We start from the raw sequence: 15,472 nt of genomic DNA on the forward strand, positions 1-15,472 counted from the left end.
CGGCGGAAAGGAGAAGTCGGCGGTGAGGGCGTGGGCGGCGCCGGCCACGCCGGGAGCGCGCGGGTGGGATTCGGCGGCTACGGGTCCGTGATCAACGACACTGTGCGCTGGCTACGTGGCAGAAATCCACGTGAGAGCGCCTGGTCAGAAGAATGCCCTGGCTCATACCAACGAAGCTAAGCCGCGATCTCCGAAAAGTCAATATTTCCTACTGGTTTAGGGGGTAATAACAGCCTCGGGCTGGAACCGCGGCCAGCTCGTCCGCAACAGCAAGGTCTAGCCGTGGGCTCCCTGGCGATGGCTTTGGGTAGGTGACAGGAGCCGCAGGTCGCGGCCGCGTTGCACCGCCGACGAGCGGTCGGTGGCGCCGAGCTTGGCGTAGATACGGCGGATGTGGGTGTTGATGGTGTGGAGGGAAACCGGGAGCTCGCTGGCGATCTCGAGCCGGGTGAGGTTCGTCGGCAGGTAACGCAGCACCCGTAGCTCGCTGGGGCTGAGCTTCAGGCCGGGTGGATGCTCCGCTTTCGCGGGAGCGCCGTCGTGGACGGCGCCGAGGATGTCGGCGACCAGTGCGGTGTGCGAGGTTCCCCGCAGGGCTTTCAGCAGCTGCCACGCGCCGGTCATCGCGAACGGGAAGATCAGCCGGTCCGGCTCGGCGAGAGCCAGTGCCTGCTCCATGCTGGCCCGCGCCGGCTGCCGCGCCTGCTCGGCGAACGCGGCATCGACCGCGCCGACGTCATCGTCAGCGGCCTTCCCTGGGCGCTCCTTTCTGCCTCCCTTCAGCATCAGCTCCTGGAAGCGGTGGCCGCCGGACTCGGACGGCAGGGAGCCTTCACCGCCTTCACCTACCTCCACGCCGTACCCCTCCCCTCCGCCAAGCGCTTCCGCCGCCTGCTGTCCGAACTGTTCGAGGAGGTCGTGCCCAGCCGGACCATCTGGCGCAACGCACCCCCGGCCTTCGTCCTCCACGCCCGCCGACCTCGTCAGTGTGATGCGCAGGCGTCCGGGAGCTAGGCATTCCAGCGGTGCGTGGCGGGAGAGTCTCTTGTGTACTGGGCCCAGGGGGTGTCGGTGGTGGGGGTGCCGGTACGGATAAAGCCGAGCCAGGCGGAGCACAGCCGTCGTGGAGTCACGCTCGCATGCGGCCTGCGCCTTTCTACAGCTTTGCCTCTTGCCGGGAGACTCCGCGGACCACCCTCGCTAGAGTGAGAAATGCTTCATGCGCCGTACTGGCGCTTCCCGGGGGAGCCCAAGTCGACGCTCCGTCAGCCCGGCATCATCTGGGCGCTCATCACGTCACGGAGTGATCTCTGATGCTCGAACGCCTTCTAGTTGCCGCCGCCGTGGTGGCATCCGCAATCATCGGTCCGATGGCGCTCACCACGCCATCCGCAAGCGCGGCCCACACGCCGAGCACGGCCATCGCCGCCCAGGCTGCCGCCACAATGGCGCAGGATCCCGTCCCTGGGGACGAGGACGACGAGGACCGCGCACGTTGACCTAGATGACCGCTGCGATGGACGCCCTGTCGGCGGGCAGCGGGATCGCGTTGAAACGGAATCGCGGCCACCCCGTGGTGCAGGTCATCGCGGGGTGAGTCCGTGACGCCCGGTCTCCACAGCAATCTCCGGGGTCACTGCGGCGGCGGAGATGCTTGCCTGCGGCTGAGGTCAACGGTTTCGGTGGTGACCCCGGGCTCGCCGGCGTAGGCGGCGGCGAGCGCGTTGTGGTCACGCCCTGCGGCGATGACTCGCGCTCCGGCGTCCCGGGCGGCGACAGCGTTCCTCACCGCGAGCACCGACCCGGACGTCCAACAGATCATGCTCATCGACGCCCCTGCCGTGCTCGGCTGGAGCGAATGGCGCGCGATGGACGAGGGCGCGTCGGCACACCATCTAGCCGAAGCGCTCACCACTCTCATCGAACAAGGAACCATCGCCCCTCAACCGGTCGAACCACTCACCCACCTGCTGTCCGGCGCCATGAACGAGGCTGCCCTGTGGCTGGCCACATCAACCAACCCCAACGACCTGGCCGACACCTGGGCCGCACTCTCACGGATGCTCGAGGCACTGCGCCACAAGTAGACCCGGCCCGCAACAGCCCAGCTCCCACGGCCCCTCGAAACGAGCGGGAGTGTCGAAAACCTGGCGGCTGCCCGCACGTTACCGGCCAACTGCATCGGCGTGATCTGGAGGCAGGAGCAGGCGTCACAGGGCAGGTGACGGGCCGTCGGCCCCGAGGTCCGTCGCGATGGCGGCGAACTCGCCGATCAGGGGGTTCCGGCGGGCGCTGTCCCAGGCCAGGCACACCTGGTTCGGCGGAATGTCGGTGACCGGGACGTAGGTGACGTCCGGCCGGGTGTAGAAGGCCACCACCGACAGCGGCAGGACAACGACGCCGTGGCCCGCGGCGACGTGTTCCAGTTTCTCCTCCACAGCGTGAAAGACCGGCGCAGGGCGACGCCTTCCCGGCCGCCGCAGCTCGGTGGCGATGTCGCGCCATTCGGGAACGGCATCGGGGTCTTGGAGGAGGTGTTCGTCGGTGAGGTCGGCGATGCCGATCATGTCCTTGCCCGCCAGATGGTGGCCGGCAGGCAGCACGGCGACACGCGGCTCGCTCATCAGCGGCCGGACTCGCAGCCCCCGCTGGTCGATCGGCAAGCGCACGTAGCCGATGTCCACCCGCCCGTCGTGGATGGTCTCGGTCTGATCCTCCCAGGTCGTGCGCACCACCTCCACGGTCAGCCCGGGGTGACGTTCGCGCAGTGCCCGGACCGCCGGAGTGACGATCAGCCCAGGCATGAATCCGACGGTGAAGATGTCGGCGCCGCGTGCGGCGCGACTGACGCGGCGGCGCAGCGCCTCGGCCGAGGCCAGCAGCGGGCCGGCGTCGGCGAGCAGTTGCTCGCCCGCAGAGGTGAGTTCGGTGGCCCGCCTGGTGCGTACGAAGAGCTGAACCTTGAACTCGTCCTCAAGTGCCCGGATCTGGCGGGACAGCACGGGTTGCGCGATGTGCAGTGCCTCGGCCGCCCGCCCGAAATGCAGCCGCTCGGCCACCGCAACAAAATATCGCAGCTTCCGCAGATCGACGTCCACCAGCGCCTCCTCCCGCCTTTGATGCCCACAGGGTATTACAGTCGTGGCAGAGGGTCTTGGACGGCGGCGATGGACCGGGTCCATCGTAGAGGTGTCGAATCGCCCTATCTGAAGGACCGAATCATGGATCTGCAGGGTCAACGCGTCGTCGTGCTCGGCGGCACCTCGGGTATCGGGCTGGCCACCGCGGAGGCGGCCGCGCGACAGGGTGCCGTGGTCACGGTCGCCTCTAGCCGGCGGGCCAGTGTCGACCACGCACTCACCCGGCTGCCCGACCGCTGCGACGGCCGCGTCGTCAACCTCACCGACGCCCGGGCGGTGGGCCGGCTCTTCGACGACCTTGGCGAGTTCGCCCACCTGGTCTACACCGCCGGTGAGCCGCTGACGCTGATGCCGCTGGACACGCTCGACCTGGACGCGGCGGGGCACCTTTTCGCGCTGCGCTACTTCGGCGCGCTGGGTGCGGTCCGCGCCGCGCTGCCGTACCTGCGCAAGGATGGTTCGATCACCCTCACCACCGGCATCGCCAAGGACCGGCCGGGCCCGGGCTGGGCGGTCGCGGCAAGCATCTGCGGCGCCATGGAGGCGCTGACCAAGGCGCTGGCCGTCGAACTCGCGCCCATCAGGGTGAACGTCGTGTCGCCCGGCTTCATACGGTCCCCGCTGTGGTCCGGGATGGGGGACGAGGAGCGCGAGCGGATGTACACCGAACTCGCCGCCGCGATCCCGGTGGGGCGGGTCGGCGAGGTCGAGGACATCGCCCGAGCCTACGTGTTCCTGATGACAGAGCCGTTCGCTACCGGAACCGTCCTCACCGTCGACGGTGGGCACGTCCTCGTCTGATCCAGACCGCGCCCACCCCTATGGGCGACAGACCGTCCGGCACCGGATGACAACCAGGCTGGCGCCGTACGCCGCGCGGGCGGCCGGGACCGACTCATGCGATGGCTATGAGACTGCTTGACCTGGTGACGCGCGAACTGTCGAGCCCGCCCGAGTCGTGCCGACCGGGGACAGCACCAGATCGTCACGACGTGCCGAGCAACGATCTTGTCACGCATCGGCTACATATAGCGATCAAAGAGATGCATAGAGTGACTGTCGGGAGTCGTTCTCAAGTCCCTCATACCTGCGGGACATCCTGCATCAGCGACGAAGGGCAGCGCATGGCCACGGATCTCCAGGTCCTCAAGATAGACCGGTCGTTCACCTACATCGACGTCGACGGCAATGGCGTCATCACCCGTGACGACCTGCAGGGCCTCGGCGCCCGGCTGCTCGCCGGCTTCGGAGCCTCGCCGGCCGGGACACAAGGCCGGCGCGTGGCCGACTCCTTCGACAGCCTCTGGGACACGATCGCCGACGCGGCCGACCTCAACCACGACAGCCGCATCACTCCGGACGAGTACCGTTCCTCGCTGATCGCCTCGTTCATCGACGGCGACCGCTTCGAGCCGATCTTCCGCCCGGCGATCGACGCGGTGCTCGCCGTGGCCGACACCGACGGCGACGGCCTCATCCAGCCGGAGGAGTTCCAGTTGATCCACGAGGCGTTCGGCCGGTCCGAGCAGGACAGCGAGCAGGCCTTCGCCGCGCTCGACCTCGACGGCGACGGCGCGCTGAGCCGTGGCGAACTCCTCCACGCGGCGCGTGACTACTACACCTCCGCCGACCCCAGCGCGATCGGCAACCTGCTCTTCGGCAGCCTTCCGACCCCATGACGGCACTGGCCGATGCCCGGCCGCACCTGCGCCCCCTCCTCCAGCGAGTCCCCGCCCTGCGCGGCCGGTGCCGCATGCACCCGCGCGTCGATGCCGCCGGGCAGCAGGTGCTGTGCTGGGCTCGGCAGGCCGGACTGGCCGACGACCCTAAGGCTTCGCGGCGGCTGCACGCCATCGACGGCCACCGCATGGCCGGACGGGTCTTCACCGACTCCAGCGACGACAAACTCGTGCAGTTCTCTCAATGGCTCACCTGGGTCGTGCTGCTCGATGACCACTGGGACGAGCGCTCCTGCCCCACCCCGCAAGAGATCGACCACACCTACACCCGGCTGCTCCACGTGGTCGACCACGATCGCGAACCAGCGCACGCCGACCCCATGGAACGCGCCTTCACCCAGCTCTGGCAGGTCACGTCGGCAGACATGAGCCCTGCCTGGCGCGGCCGGTTCCGTGCCCACCTGGAGCTCAACCGCCAGAGCACCCACTGGGAGATCCGCACCAGACGCACCGGGCAGTTCAGCCCACTGGCCGACTACCCACGCCACCGCCGCGTCGCCTCCGCCTCGTTCATCTTCGACGCGGGCGAGGCCGTCCTCGGCACCGAACTGCCCGCGTCCCTGGCGTGCCTGCCGGCCTGGAGCGACCTTGCCGACGCCGCCAACGACGTGGCCGTCTGGTGCAACGACGTCCTCACTTTGGACAAGGACGAGCACGAGGCCGATCTGTCCAACTACGTCCTGGCCGCCCAGCACCATCTCGGCCTGTCCCCTGCCGCGGCCATCTCCTGGGTGATCGACCGCATCGCCGCCCGCACCACCGACCTGCGCCGAGCCGCACGCGCGCTACCCGCCGTCTACCGGCGCCTCGACCTGTCCCACGGCAGCGCCCGGGCAGCCAGCAAGGTCGCCTGCGCCTACCTCGCGCTTCCCCACGCCACCCTGGAGTGGACCTGCGAAGCGGCCCGTTACCGGCCGTTGTCCAGCAGTACGTCGCAGGCCGGGGCATGGCCGGCCCGCGAGTGAGCCAGCGTGCCCGCAGAGCCAGTTCTCCACAACCGCCGGCCCACATCCTCACCTACTGGAACCGTTTCGGCTTATCCGCGACCACGCAGGCCGTCCTCAGCCGCGCGGCACGCGAGGCCCTCCTTGCCCGTCACCGTCTGAGGCATGTGGGGTGTCGAGATGCGGCCAGACCACCGCGACCCTCTGCGCGTGGAGCTCGCACCTCCCCCACCGGAGCCTGGTCGGGCATAGCGGGCTGCCACCTGCGGGACCTGCTCACGGAGGGGGCCGGGGCTGAGTGATCAGGTGCTGGCCTTGTTGTCGGATTCTGGAGTGACTCCCAGCCGGGAGCGGAGAAAGTTCACGATGATCGCCATGACTTGCGTGCTGGTCCAGATTCGGGGAGCGCTCGACAGCGCGCCGTGGCCGGCGCCCTGAAGTACATACCGGGTGCTGTCCACGTCGGCACGGCGCAGGGCTTGGTGCAGGCGGGCGGTTTGCGCAGGTGTCACGATGCGGTCGTCGCTGCCGTGTAGCAAGAGAAACGGCGGAGTCTCGGATGTGATGTGGCTGGCCGGGTCGGCGTTGATCACTTCGGCGGGGTGGTCGGCAAAGGCCCGGCCGGGTCCGAGCAGGTAGGTGGGCAGTGCTGCGCCCGTCGTGGTGTAGGCGGTCACCGTGGCCGGGTCGAAGCCATCGGCGATGGTAGCCAGGTGGGAAGCGCCGAACACGTCGATCACCGCGTCGACTCCCGAGCCGGTTACCGCCGCGACGCCACTGCCGGGGTCGGTTGCGGCCATGGCAGCCAGGTAGCCGCCCGCGGATTCGCCCCACAGCGCGGTCCGGGCGGGGTTGATCCCGTAATGGTCGGCGTGGAGGCGCAGAAAGCTCAGCGCCGCGGCGACGTCGGCCAGTCCATCCAGGTAGGTGGCGCCGTCACGGACAGTGCGATAGTCGATGCTGGCCACCGCGAACCCTGCCTGGGCGACGCAGTGGCGCTGGCGGGCGGCCATCGCGCGCCGGGCGGTGACGAAACCGCCTCCGGGCAGATACAGCACCAGCGGGTACGGGCCGGGCGCCTGCGGGGTCAGGATGTCCATGCGCAGCTTGCGTGCCGGAGCGGCGTACACGATCCCTCGATACGCGCGGGCGCTGCGGCCGGGCTTGATCTGGTCGGCGGACTCTACGTGCAGCCGGATGCTGTCGGGGTCGTCATCGGGGGCGGCCACGCTGGACAGGCGGATCGGGCGGCCGCTCAGTGCGGCCAGTGCCATGATCAGGCGCATGGTGTTCATGCGAAGCTCCTTTCGGGCAGGGGACGCCATGGGCGCGCTGCCAGTAGTGCCAAGACGGCCAGCGCCATGGCGGCCAGCATGACCAACGCCATCGCGCGCAGCGTGGCGCCGCTCAGCGGGGCGGCCAGGGCGCCGAACAGGTAGGCGGCGGCGCCGGACAGCGCGGATGCGGCACCGGCGCGGGCGTGGCCGATGGTCTGGGTGATGGTGGTGACGGCGGGGAAGATACCGCCGATGCCGAACAGCATGACGGCCAGGCACAGCCAGGTGCCGGCCAAGGTGGGCGCCAGCGTGGCCTGGATGACCAGCGCGAGCGCGCCGAGTGTGCCGATGGCGAGGTAGCCCGACAGCAGCGCGGGCAGCGCCACCCGCCGGGCGGTGAGGCCGAAACCTGCGCTGGCGACGAGCATGGCGGCGGCGTTGACGGAGAACACCAGCCCGTACTGCACGGCGCTCAGCCCGAAGCCGTTCTGGAAGACGTAGCTGGAGCCCCCGATGTAGACGAACATCGCGCCGGCGGCCAGGCCGAGCGTCAGGGTGTACCCGGTGAAGGCGCGCTGGCGCAGCAGCGCCGCCATGGAGGCGAATGCCGGCCGGAGGCCGCCGGGTGATCGCCGGGCGGGCGGCAGGGACTCCGGCACGCCCAGCAAGGTTGCCGCCAGCATCACCAGACCGAGGGCGGTCAGCGCCCAGAACACCGCACGCCAGCCGTAGGCGGTCACGATCATGCCGCCCAGCAGCGGACCGAGGACCGGCGCCACTCCCAGGATCATCGCCAGGATCGAGAAGTAGACCGGCAGCCGCGGCCCGGCGAAGCGGTCGGTCAGCACCGCGCGGGCCAGCACCAGCCCGGCCGCCCCCGCGCAGCCCTGCAGGAAACGGCCGGCCACCAGCAGCGGCGCTGTCGGCATCAGCGCGCAACAGGCCGACAGCAGCGCGAAGGCAGCGGTGCCCGTCACCAGCAGCCGGCGTCGGCCCAGTCCGTCGCTGAGTGGCCCGATCACCAACTGGCCGGCGACCAGCCCGATCAGGAAGGCGCTCATCGACATCTGCACCGTCGGCTCGCCCGCGGCCAGCTCTCGGCCGAGCTCGGGAAAGCCGGGCACGTACATGTCGATGGCCAGGGGCGCCACTGCGGTGAGCAGGCCCAAGATGCCCAGCAACAGGATGGGGCGCCGGAGCGCTGTGGTCTCTATCATGGCAACAAAGGTAACCTAGTAGTCAACCAGTTAACAATGTTGTGGTGAGGATGGCATGAGCCGGAGTACCGATCGCGTCCGTGAGCTGTGGGCCGCGGCCCGTCCCGACCTCGACACTTCCCCGATGGAGGTGATCGGCCCGCTCAAACGTGTCATCGCCCTGCTGGGCGAGGCGCTGGACCCGCTGTACGTCGACGCCGCGCTCACCGGCACGGAGCTCGACGTGTGTCTACGGTTGCGGCATGACCCCAGCCCGACCATCGCGCGCCGGCTGGCCGATCAGATGCGCCACTCGCGTGCGGCGATCAGCAAGACGCTGACCCGGCTGGAGAGTCGTGGTCTGGTCGTGCGAGAACCCAGCCCGGCCGATCGGCGTGCCTCGTTGGTACGGCTGACGCCCGCGGGCGAAGCGGCCGTCGATGCGATCTTCCCCCGGCAACTGGCTCGGGAGGCCGAGTTGCTGGAGGGGCTGGGCGCGGATCGCGAACGCGTGATCGAGGCGCTGAACCTGTTGGCCGATGTCCTGGGCAAGCGCATGTGAGCTGGTGAGCGCGTTGCGGATGTCGTGAGGTGGTGCCGATCTCAGCCATCGGCAGCGTGGTCTAGGCCAGGACGACGAGCCGGCCGGGCGCGACACACACGTCGCCGGGCGAGGAGGGCCAGGCGTCGGCCATGCCGGCACTCTGGCCCCCATGATCACCGGGTCACCGTCCAGCCAGAACGGACAGCGGCTTCGTCGCGCTCAGGAGGCGCCGACTACGACTTCCACCCGGTCGGTGTAGAAGGCGACGTGGTCGGCGATGTCTACGACGGCGTCGTATGGCTCGCGGTAGGACCACACCGCGTCGGCCAGGCCGCCTTCGGCGAGGGCGATGCTGTAGTAGGACGCGTCGCCCTTGTACGGGCAGTACGTCCGGGTGTCGGTGGCTGCGAGCAGCGTCTGGTCGACGTCGCCGAGCGGGATGTACTGGACCGGCGGGTAGTTCGCTTCCCGCAGTGTCAGGGCCCTGGTTGTGTCGGCGACGACGCGCTCGCCGACGCGCGCTACGACGCGCTGACCCGTCTTCTCGATGGTGATCGGATGGTCGGCTCCGGGGATCTTGGGTTCCCGTGTCGTCATGGTCTTCTCCTCGTTCTGGTGGCGGGTGGCTCAATCGGCGAACGTGGTCCACCGGGCGCCACCGCTCTCGGCCTCTTTGAGTTTCGTCGGTCCCGGCGGTGACTTTACGGTCCAGGGCGGCGGCCCAGAACTGTGCGGCGTCGGCGCCGTCAAACGACGCTCCGAATCAAGGTGGTACTGCTTCCCACCATGAGCGCATGAGTAGACTAGTCTGTCTAGTTGATGCTTCAATCGCACAAGCCGCCCTTTCTAGGCATAAGACAGCAGTGTAGATGCCATGTTGATCACTCAGATTTGACAAGACGAGATCAGATCACTCTACTGGACAGTAAGCCAAGACAGACAGGTCTAACTAATCGAAGAAGGCGCAACTATGACCGAGATGCGCACAGCACTGGTGACAGGCGCGACGTCCGGGATCGGCCGGGCCGCAGCGTTGAAGCTCGCCCAGGACGGATTCAGAGTCCTGGTTCACGGCCGCGACGCCGAGCGCGGGGCCGCGGTGGTCAAGGAGATCGAGAGCGCCGGCGGCAGCGCCGAGTTCCTCGCCGCCGACCTCACCGACGTCCGCGCCATCAGGCAGCTAGCGGCTGTGGCCGGGGACGTCGACGTCCTCGTCAACAACGCCGGGTTCGCCTGGTTCGGTCCCACCGCCGACCTGGACCCCGACAGGTACGACGAGTTGTTCGACGCCAACGTACGCAGTGCGTACTACCTCACGGCCGCTATCGCGCCGAAGATGGCCGAGCGCGGCCGGGGCACCGTCATCAACCTGGGCAGCATGGCCGGGCAGATCGGCCTCGCAGGCGGCGCCGCCTACAGCGCCACCAAGGCCGCGCTCACCTCGCTGACCCGCTCCTGGGCCGCCGAATACAGCCCGCAGGGTGTGCGAGTCAACACCATCGCCCCCGGACCGGCTTACACCGGCGGCTCGTCGAGGGAAAGTCTCACAGCCCTCGGGAAAACCACGCTTCTGTCTCGCACCGCGGAGGCAGAGGAGATCGGGGACGTCATCGCCTTCCTGGCCTCGCCGGCTGCCGGCTACATCACCGGCGCCGTCATCCCTGTCGACGGCGGACGTACCGCCGTCTGATCCGTACCGCATCTATGAGGAGCCGAGAAATGGGCAAGCCTGCCATTTTGATCACCGGCATCGGCCGGGCCGGTCGACGGCGGCCTGACAACCAACTGATCATCTACCCGGACGACAACCACGGGGCCCACCAGTAGCGCGGCGACCACCTCGGTGCGCTAACTGGGAAGACAGGTCTGTCTAGTCGTATTATCCCCGGTAGAAGTCGAATATGCCTCCGAATGGAGCAGTAGACTGTACCTCCAGTCTGAAGAAGGAAGCCCCCATGCCCAGCAAGGTCAACGCCTCAAAGCCGTCCGCGCGTGAACGTCTTCTGGCCGCCGCCGACGACCTGTTCTACCGCGAAGGCGTGCAGACCGTCGGCATCGACCGCATCGTGCAGAAGGCCGGCGTTGCCAAGGCGTCGCTCTACAACCTGTTCGGGAGCAAAGACGAGCTGGTGCAGGCCTACTTGGACGCCCGCCACGCCGATACGCGTGAGCAGGTTGAGCGCACCCTGACCCGGTTTCGGACCCCTCGTGAGCGTCTGCTGGGGGTTTTCGACGCACAGGGTCAGCTGTTCACCGAGCCCGATTTCAACGGCTGTGCGCATATGACGGCCAGCGCGGAGGCGCGGCCCGGTAGTCCGATCGAGTGCGCGGCGGAGCGATACCGGCTGTGGGTGAGGACGCTGTTCACGGATCTGGCACGGGAGGCCGGCGTCGCCGACTTTGAAGGCCTCGCGAGGCAGCTGCACCTTCTGTACGACGGCGCGGGGGTTTCGGCGCGGATGGACCAGGATCCGTCGGCGGCGACCACTGCTCGTGCGGCGGCTGCCGCGCTGTTCGATGCGGCAGTCAGAGACGGGGATGCCTCCGCTCGGATCCCACGAGGATGATGAGGACGAGCCGGAACGTGACAGCGCGGCGACGCAGCATCGGCCGGCATTCCCGTCACCGCGACGGCTCACCAAGAGCATGAGGCGTCAAAGGATCAGGAGGCCACCGAAACGGCGTGGCGCACCGACGCGGGATCAGCGGCCAGCGCGAGCAGGCAGTGGGCCACGTCGGCGCGGGTCGTGCTGAGGCCGCCCCTGAGGTTGGTGTCCCACGCCGTGCGGTAACGGCCCGTCGGTGCGCCGTCGGTCAGGCGGCTCGGCCGCACGATGGTCCAGTCGAGGTTCGTGGCACGCAGCCGACGTTCGGCTTCGCGCAGGTCGGCGTAGGAGTGCTTGAAGAGTCGCTGCACGATGAGCGGCTTGACCACGTACCGGACGAGCACTCCGTCGCCCGCGTCGGCCACGAGGCCGCTGGCGCTGGTCATGAGCAGGCGCCGCGTGCGGCCACGCTCCATGGCCGTGGCGATGGCGCTGATGCTGTCGGCGCACACCGTGGTGGGCGCCCGATCGCGGGAGCCCATCGCGGACAGTACGGCGTCGCGGTCCTTCACGGCGGGCGCGATGGCGTCGGGGTCCATCAGGTCGGCCTGGAAGATGTCGAGGCCGGACGGCAGGTCTGCGGGCAGCCGCCGGGGGTCGCGGACCACGGCGGTCACCTCGTGCCCGGCGGCGAGCGCCTGACGAAGCAGTTCGGTGCCGGTGCCTCCGGTCGCTCCGAAGATCGTCAGCTTCATGGTGCCTCCTTTGCCCATGCCTATAGTGAGTGAGGACTCACTAACCAGTCAAGTCAGAGGAAATTGTCATGCCTTGAGAACGGGCAGGGGTGCGGGAAACCGCGACGCGGCAAGGCGTCGAGAGGGGGCACAGCCTCCTACGCGCGGACGTCGAAGCCCAGTGCGGTGGCCACCACGGTCGCCTGGAAGGAGTCGATGATCGCCTTCTTCAGCGTGACCGTCGACGGGTCCAGGTCGGACAGGTCGCTGCCCCGCAGATCGCAGCCCGTGAGGTCGGCGCCGTTGAGCCACGCCCCCGAAAGGTCGCAACGTAACACCTCGGCCTTCTCCAGCCGGGCGCCCGTCAGGTCGGCCTCGCGTAGGCGTACCCCGTGAAAAGCGCTGCCCCGCAGGTCGGCGCCGGGCAGGCCGGTGAACGACCAGTCGCCGCCCTCGACCTTCAGCAGCCCGTAGGAGCAGCCGTCGAACATGCTGCCCGTCATCTTGCACGCCTTGAACGTCGCGTCGAAGAACGAGCAGCGCGAGAACGTGCAGTTGAGGAACATCGCGTCCTCGTGCACGGACACGTTGAAACGCACGTCGCTGAACGTGCACTCCTCGAAGACGGAGCCGCTGTTGGTCAGCTCCGTCATGTCCACGTCGACGAACAGGACCTGATGGTAGGTCTCCTGCGTCAGGTCGCGGCCGTCCCAGTCGGCCGATCGGACCGCCGTGCCGGTCGGGGGACGGCTTTGTTTGCGGTCGGCCATCATCCGGCGACCTCCGTTCGCTCGATGACGACCACGGGCAGCTCCCTCTGTGTCTTGCGCTGCATGCCGGAGTAGGTGGGGAAGATCCGCAGCATCGACTCCGACAGCCGTTCCCGCTCCGCGCCGTCGGCGGTGTGGGCGCGGCGCGAGAAGTGGTCGGCGCTGACCTGCAGGTGCACGGCCGGGTCGGTGGCGAGGTTGAGGTTCCTGGCCAGGCTGTCCGTGATCTCACGCGCTTCCATGGAGCCCTCCTCCCGCGTCCCCGCGAGCCTCCCACGCGCCACCGACAGAATCCGTTCCGGCCGCGTACGGGTGTGGCCGGTCACGGCAGGCCGGAACGTGCGGGCCGGAACCTGGAGGCCGGAACCTGGGGCGTCGTGCCGATGGCCGGCGCCCATCCGACCCGCGCCGACTCGCCCCCGCCACCACGCCGACGGACCGCTGAAAACCCGCCGGGGCAGCCCGTCCCAGTGCGCGTGACGGGGGCCAGGCCCGGACCGGGGAGGAACGGGGGTGACGATGGTGGCTGGTCGACTCGGACGGGCGGACGGGCAGCCGGGCAGCCGGGCAGCCTAGTTGGCAGGGCGGGCGGGCAAGCCTAGTTGGCAGGGCGGGCGGGGCGGTCGTCCTTCAGCTAGTCGGCTCTCAGGAGATCAGCCAGGCAGTCAGCCCTCAGGAGATCAGCCCTCAGGTGGTCAGTGCTTCTCCAAGGACTGGTCCCGGCAGCCGGTCGGTGCGTTCACCGGGTTACAGCGGGCGACCCCGCCGCCGGGCAGTTCGGCCGTGTAGTCGCTGCCGTGCCTCGCCGACAGGCCGACCACGGGGAAGTCCGTGCTGACCATCTGCGCGCCGCTGTCGAGGGCGGCTCGCAGCCGGCTCGTGTCGCCCGAGCGGGCCTCGACGAACGGTACGTCGGAGCGGGTGCGCACGTAATAGCCGCGCCGGACGAGGTCCTGGATCTGGGCGGTGTTGTCGCCCTGCGGCTCGTTCCAGCCGACGAACGCGGCGTCGGCATGGCCGGGGCGGGAGTTGGTGAACAGCACCCTGCCCTCCAAGCTGGGCCGGCCGGTCAGGTACGGGGTCTGGATCTCCGTCGCCTGGTTGTCCATGAAGAACATCACCTTGCCGCGCGACGACGACAGCTCGGGCCAGCCGTACTGGAGCACCGACTGTTCCAGGGTCTTGCCGGGGCGGCGTACGTTGTCCGGGGTGATGAGGCGGTCGGCCGGGAACACGGAGTGGATCTCGGCGTCGAGCGCGTCCAGCAGGGTGGTGTCCCACTTCGGGCTCTTGGCGCCGCCGAGGGCCTCCTTGGCCGGGTCCGTGCTCTTCAGTTCGGTCAGGATCGTCAGCGGCACGTGTCCGGGGTGCGCGTCGGACCACTCCCGTACCTGGCGCAGGCAGGTGACCAGGGTGGAGCAGTTGGTGCCGTAGTCGTGGTCGGCCCAGTGGAGCACCTTGAAGCCGGGTTCCCGCAGCGCGGGGTCGGTCAGCGGCGGCAGGCCCGCGTCGCGGCGGACGAGCGGGGCGGTGTAGAGGCCGCCTTTCGGGTCGGGGAACACGTCGAGTTCGATGCCGCGCACGTGCTGGTCCTGGAACTGGCGCGGGAGCGCGGGGTGGGAGAATTGCAGGTTCCACCAGTTGGCGTCGGTTTTGCGCTGAACGTCCTTCTCGGCGTCGGTCAATTCCCGGTGGTAGCTGTTGTGCGTGGCCATGGTCTGGATGTGGTTGATCCGCAGCGGCCCGCGACCCGCAGCAGCAGCGGTTGCGGCGGCAGGCACAGCATGAACCACAGTAGCGGCGGTGGTGGCGGCCAGCAGACCGGCGGCGATCAGGGCGGGGGCGCGGCGCATGGAGCTCCTAGCGTTCGTGATGTGATGGGAGAGACCGTCTGAGGCCCCGGTTAACTCACGATCACGAAATATCCAAACAAGCCAAGAAAAATGCGCAAACGTCCAGATTCACCGCTGATACCGCGCAGATTTACACTTCGAAGTCACGGGGGTGCGACCACAGATTCGCATAGCGTACAGATCGCCAACTGAGGCCAGAGATCTCGTTCAGCTGGAGCTTCTTTGTTGATCTTGTCGAAAGTCGGTCGTTGGTGTCGCTCTCTACGCATGGCCGCCCTGCGCTGCCCCTGCCCGGCTGGCGCTGGTGTCCATCCCGCAATTCGGTGAGGGCCTGTTCGATGGCCTTCCGTCGCGCACCTGCGCCGGCGGCCCCATGGCAATTGACGGCAACCGCCCGCGGACCTTGAAAATTACATCGCCGGAGCGGCCGGACGCGCAGCTCGCGGGGCCGGCGCCGCGACAGGTGACGGATCAGATCATTGTTGAGGCGTCGAAAACGGCATATTCTACGAGTTTCCCGTCATTGACGATGATCTCGACAGATCGGTCAAGGAGCCCGCCATGCGCGTGCGAACGACCCCGTCCCTGATCATGATTCTCTTAGAGCCTGCTGACAAAGGCTTAAGTGCTGGTGGGCAGGGGGCCGTAGAGGGCTGGTCCGATCTTGTTGAGGTAGCCCTGGTGAGACCATTGGGACAGCTGGACGCGGAAGCTGTTGATGTTCTCGAT

16 protein-coding genes and 1 pseudogene are annotated in these 15,472 nt (G+C 68.5%); 8 read left to right on the forward strand and 9 right to left on the reverse strand.

Annotated features, from left to right (window positions below; all coding sequences use genetic code 11):
• Positions 1–276: 276 nt before the first annotated feature.
• On the reverse strand, positions 277–855 hold the full coding sequence (locus tag KLK06_RS62245) for a response regulator transcription factor (protein WP_214634656.1): 579 nt from the start codon (positions 853–855) through the stop codon (positions 277–279).
• Between the two features lie 458 nt (positions 856–1,313).
• Here KLK06_RS62245 and KLK06_RS08095 point away from each other — a divergent pair, with 458 nt between their 5' ends.
• Together KLK06_RS08095 and KLK06_RS08100 are read left to right on the forward strand one after the other, a co-directional pair.
• The gene (locus tag KLK06_RS08095; RefSeq protein WP_214634657.1) at positions 1,314–1,499 is read left to right on the forward strand and encodes a hypothetical protein; all 186 of its coding nucleotides are present in this window, start codon (positions 1,314–1,316) and stop codon (positions 1,497–1,499) included.
• Positions 1,500–1,778: 279 nt separating this feature from the next.
• Positions 1,779–2,087 (forward strand): annotated as a pseudogene (locus tag KLK06_RS08100) (TetR/AcrR family transcriptional regulator); the annotation flags it as partial.
• A 123-nt stretch (positions 2,088–2,210) separates the two neighbouring features.
• On the opposite strand, the gene KLK06_RS08105 reads toward KLK06_RS08100, so the two are convergent.
• The gene (locus KLK06_RS08105) at positions 2,211–3,098 is read right to left on the reverse strand and encodes a LysR family transcriptional regulator (RefSeq protein ID WP_214634658.1); all 888 of its coding nucleotides are present in this window, start codon (positions 3,096–3,098) and stop codon (positions 2,211–2,213) included.
• Between the two features lie 123 nt (positions 3,099–3,221).
• On the opposite strand from KLK06_RS08105, the gene KLK06_RS08110 reads away from it, so the two are divergent.
• The 3 genes from KLK06_RS08110 to KLK06_RS08120 all read left to right on the forward strand — a co-directional run bounded on the left by KLK06_RS08110 (position 3,222) and on the right by KLK06_RS08120 (position 5,844).
• A complete protein-coding gene (locus KLK06_RS08110; protein ID WP_214634659.1) occupies positions 3,222–3,941 on the forward strand; it encodes an SDR family oxidoreductase in 720 nt (239 codons plus the stop codon).
• A 323-nt stretch (positions 3,942–4,264) separates the two neighbouring features.
• Complete coding sequence (locus KLK06_RS08115; RefSeq protein WP_214634660.1) at positions 4,265–4,819, forward strand: EF-hand domain-containing protein; 555 nt, start codon at positions 4,265–4,267, stop codon at positions 4,817–4,819.
• Positions 4,816–5,844, forward strand: coding sequence for a terpene synthase family protein (locus KLK06_RS08120; RefSeq protein ID WP_214634661.1), 1,029 nt, complete (start codon positions 4,816–4,818; stop codon positions 5,842–5,844). Before KLK06_RS08115 ends, KLK06_RS08120 begins: the two co-directional genes overlap by 4 nt.
• Positions 5,845–6,125: 281 nt before the next feature.
• On the opposite strand, the gene KLK06_RS08125 is transcribed toward KLK06_RS08120, so the two are convergent.
• Entirely contained in the window at positions 6,126–7,118 is a 993-nt protein-coding gene (locus KLK06_RS08125) for an alpha/beta hydrolase (RefSeq protein WP_214634662.1), read from the reverse strand.
• Entirely contained in the window at positions 7,115–8,317 is a 1,203-nt protein-coding gene (locus KLK06_RS08130; protein ID WP_214634663.1) for a multidrug effflux MFS transporter, read from the reverse strand. The genes KLK06_RS08125 and KLK06_RS08130 overlap by 4 nt, the downstream gene beginning before the upstream one ends.
• Positions 8,318–8,372: 55 nt before the next feature.
• Here KLK06_RS08130 and KLK06_RS08135 point away from each other — a divergent pair, with 55 nt between their 5' ends.
• Positions 8,373–8,858 (forward strand): MarR family winged helix-turn-helix transcriptional regulator, encoded by a 486-nt coding sequence (locus KLK06_RS08135; protein WP_214634664.1) that lies wholly within the window; start codon positions 8,373–8,375, stop codon positions 8,856–8,858.
• Positions 8,859–9,059: 201 nt separating this feature from the next.
• Here KLK06_RS08135 and KLK06_RS08140 read toward each other — a convergent pair whose 3' ends face one another.
• Complete coding sequence (locus KLK06_RS08140; protein WP_214634665.1) at positions 9,060–9,437, reverse strand: DUF427 domain-containing protein; 378 nt, start codon at positions 9,435–9,437, stop codon at positions 9,060–9,062.
• 373 nt (positions 9,438–9,810) lie between these two features.
• Between KLK06_RS08140 and KLK06_RS08145 the strand changes: the two genes are divergently transcribed.
• On the forward strand, positions 9,811–10,530 hold the full coding sequence (locus KLK06_RS08145) for an SDR family NAD(P)-dependent oxidoreductase (protein ID WP_214634666.1): 720 nt from the start codon (positions 9,811–9,813) through the stop codon (positions 10,528–10,530).
• Between the two features lie 265 nt (positions 10,531–10,795).
• On the forward strand, positions 10,796–11,407 hold the full coding sequence (locus tag KLK06_RS61350) for a TetR/AcrR family transcriptional regulator (protein ID WP_214634667.1): 612 nt from the start codon (positions 10,796–10,798) through the stop codon (positions 11,405–11,407).
• A 95-nt stretch (positions 11,408–11,502) separates the two neighbouring features.
• Here KLK06_RS61350 and KLK06_RS08155 read toward each other — a convergent pair whose 3' ends face one another.
• The 4 genes from KLK06_RS08155 to KLK06_RS08170 all read right to left on the reverse strand — a co-directional run bounded on the left by KLK06_RS08155 (position 11,503) and on the right by KLK06_RS08170 (position 14,743).
• Positions 11,503–12,141: an NAD(P)-dependent oxidoreductase gene (locus KLK06_RS08155; protein ID WP_214634668.1), complete on the reverse strand. Its 639-nt coding sequence runs from the start codon at positions 12,139–12,141 to the stop codon at positions 11,503–11,505.
• A 137-nt stretch (positions 12,142–12,278) separates the two neighbouring features.
• Positions 12,279–12,893 carry a pentapeptide repeat-containing protein gene (locus tag KLK06_RS08160; protein ID WP_250904980.1) on the reverse strand — a complete coding sequence of 205 codons (615 nt, stop codon included), beginning with the start codon at positions 12,891–12,893 and terminating at the stop codon, positions 12,279–12,281.
• The gene (locus tag KLK06_RS08165; protein ID WP_214634669.1) at positions 12,890–13,132 is read right to left on the reverse strand and encodes a nitroreductase/quinone reductase family protein; all 243 of its coding nucleotides are present in this window, start codon (positions 13,130–13,132) and stop codon (positions 12,890–12,892) included. Before KLK06_RS08165 ends, KLK06_RS08160 begins: the two co-directional genes overlap by 4 nt.
• A 453-nt stretch (positions 13,133–13,585) precedes the next feature.
• Entirely contained in the window at positions 13,586–14,743 is a 1,158-nt protein-coding gene (locus KLK06_RS08170) for a phosphatidylinositol-specific phospholipase C1-like protein (RefSeq protein WP_214634670.1), read from the reverse strand.
• Positions 14,744–15,472 lie beyond the last annotated feature (729 nt).

The sequence above is a fragment of the Nonomuraea sp. NEAU-A123 genome, assembly GCF_018603905.1.
Taxonomy (GTDB): Bacteria; Actinomycetota; Actinomycetes; order Streptosporangiales; family Streptosporangiaceae; genus Nonomuraea.

What these genes read in the sequence shown, in the direction of transcription:
- KLK06_RS08095 (WP_214634657.1), top strand. Translation starts at nt 1,314, where the DNA reads ATGCTCGAACGCCTTCTAGTTGCCGCCGCCGTGGTGGCATCCGCAATC.
- KLK06_RS08110 (WP_214634659.1), top strand. Translation starts at nt 3,222, where the DNA reads ATGGATCTGCAGGGTCAACGCGTCGTCGTGCTCGGCGGCACCTCGGGT.
- KLK06_RS08115 (WP_214634660.1), top strand. Translation starts at nt 4,265, where the DNA reads ATGGCCACGGATCTCCAGGTCCTCAAGATAGACCGGTCGTTCACCTAC.
- KLK06_RS08120 (WP_214634661.1), top strand. Translation starts at nt 4,816, where the DNA reads ATGACGGCACTGGCCGATGCCCGGCCGCACCTGCGCCCCCTCCTCCAG.
- KLK06_RS08125 (WP_214634662.1), bottom strand. Translation starts at nt 7,118, where the DNA reads ATGAACACCATGCGCCTGATCATGGCACTGGCCGCACTGAGCGGCCGC.
- KLK06_RS08130 (WP_214634663.1), bottom strand. Translation starts at nt 8,317, where the DNA reads ATGATAGAGACCACAGCGCTCCGGCGCCCCATCCTGTTGCTGGGCATC.
- KLK06_RS08135 (WP_214634664.1), top strand. Translation starts at nt 8,373, where the DNA reads ATGAGCCGGAGTACCGATCGCGTCCGTGAGCTGTGGGCCGCGGCCCGT.
- KLK06_RS08140 (WP_214634665.1), bottom strand. Translation starts at nt 9,437, where the DNA reads ATGACGACACGGGAACCCAAGATCCCCGGAGCCGACCATCCGATCACC.
- KLK06_RS08145 (WP_214634666.1), top strand. Translation starts at nt 9,811, where the DNA reads ATGACCGAGATGCGCACAGCACTGGTGACAGGCGCGACGTCCGGGATC.
- KLK06_RS61350 (WP_214634667.1), top strand. Translation starts at nt 10,796, where the DNA reads ATGCCCAGCAAGGTCAACGCCTCAAAGCCGTCCGCGCGTGAACGTCTT.
- KLK06_RS08155 (WP_214634668.1), bottom strand. Translation starts at nt 12,141, where the DNA reads ATGAAGCTGACGATCTTCGGAGCGACCGGAGGCACCGGCACCGAACTG.
- KLK06_RS08160 (WP_250904980.1), bottom strand. Translation starts at nt 12,893, where the DNA reads ATGATGGCCGACCGCAAACAAAGCCGTCCCCCGACCGGCACGGCGGTC.
- KLK06_RS08165 (WP_214634669.1), bottom strand. Translation starts at nt 13,132, where the DNA reads ATGGAAGCGCGTGAGATCACGGACAGCCTGGCCAGGAACCTCAACCTC.
- KLK06_RS08170 (WP_214634670.1), bottom strand. Translation starts at nt 14,743, where the DNA reads ATGCGCCGCGCCCCCGCCCTGATCGCCGCCGGTCTGCTGGCCGCCACC.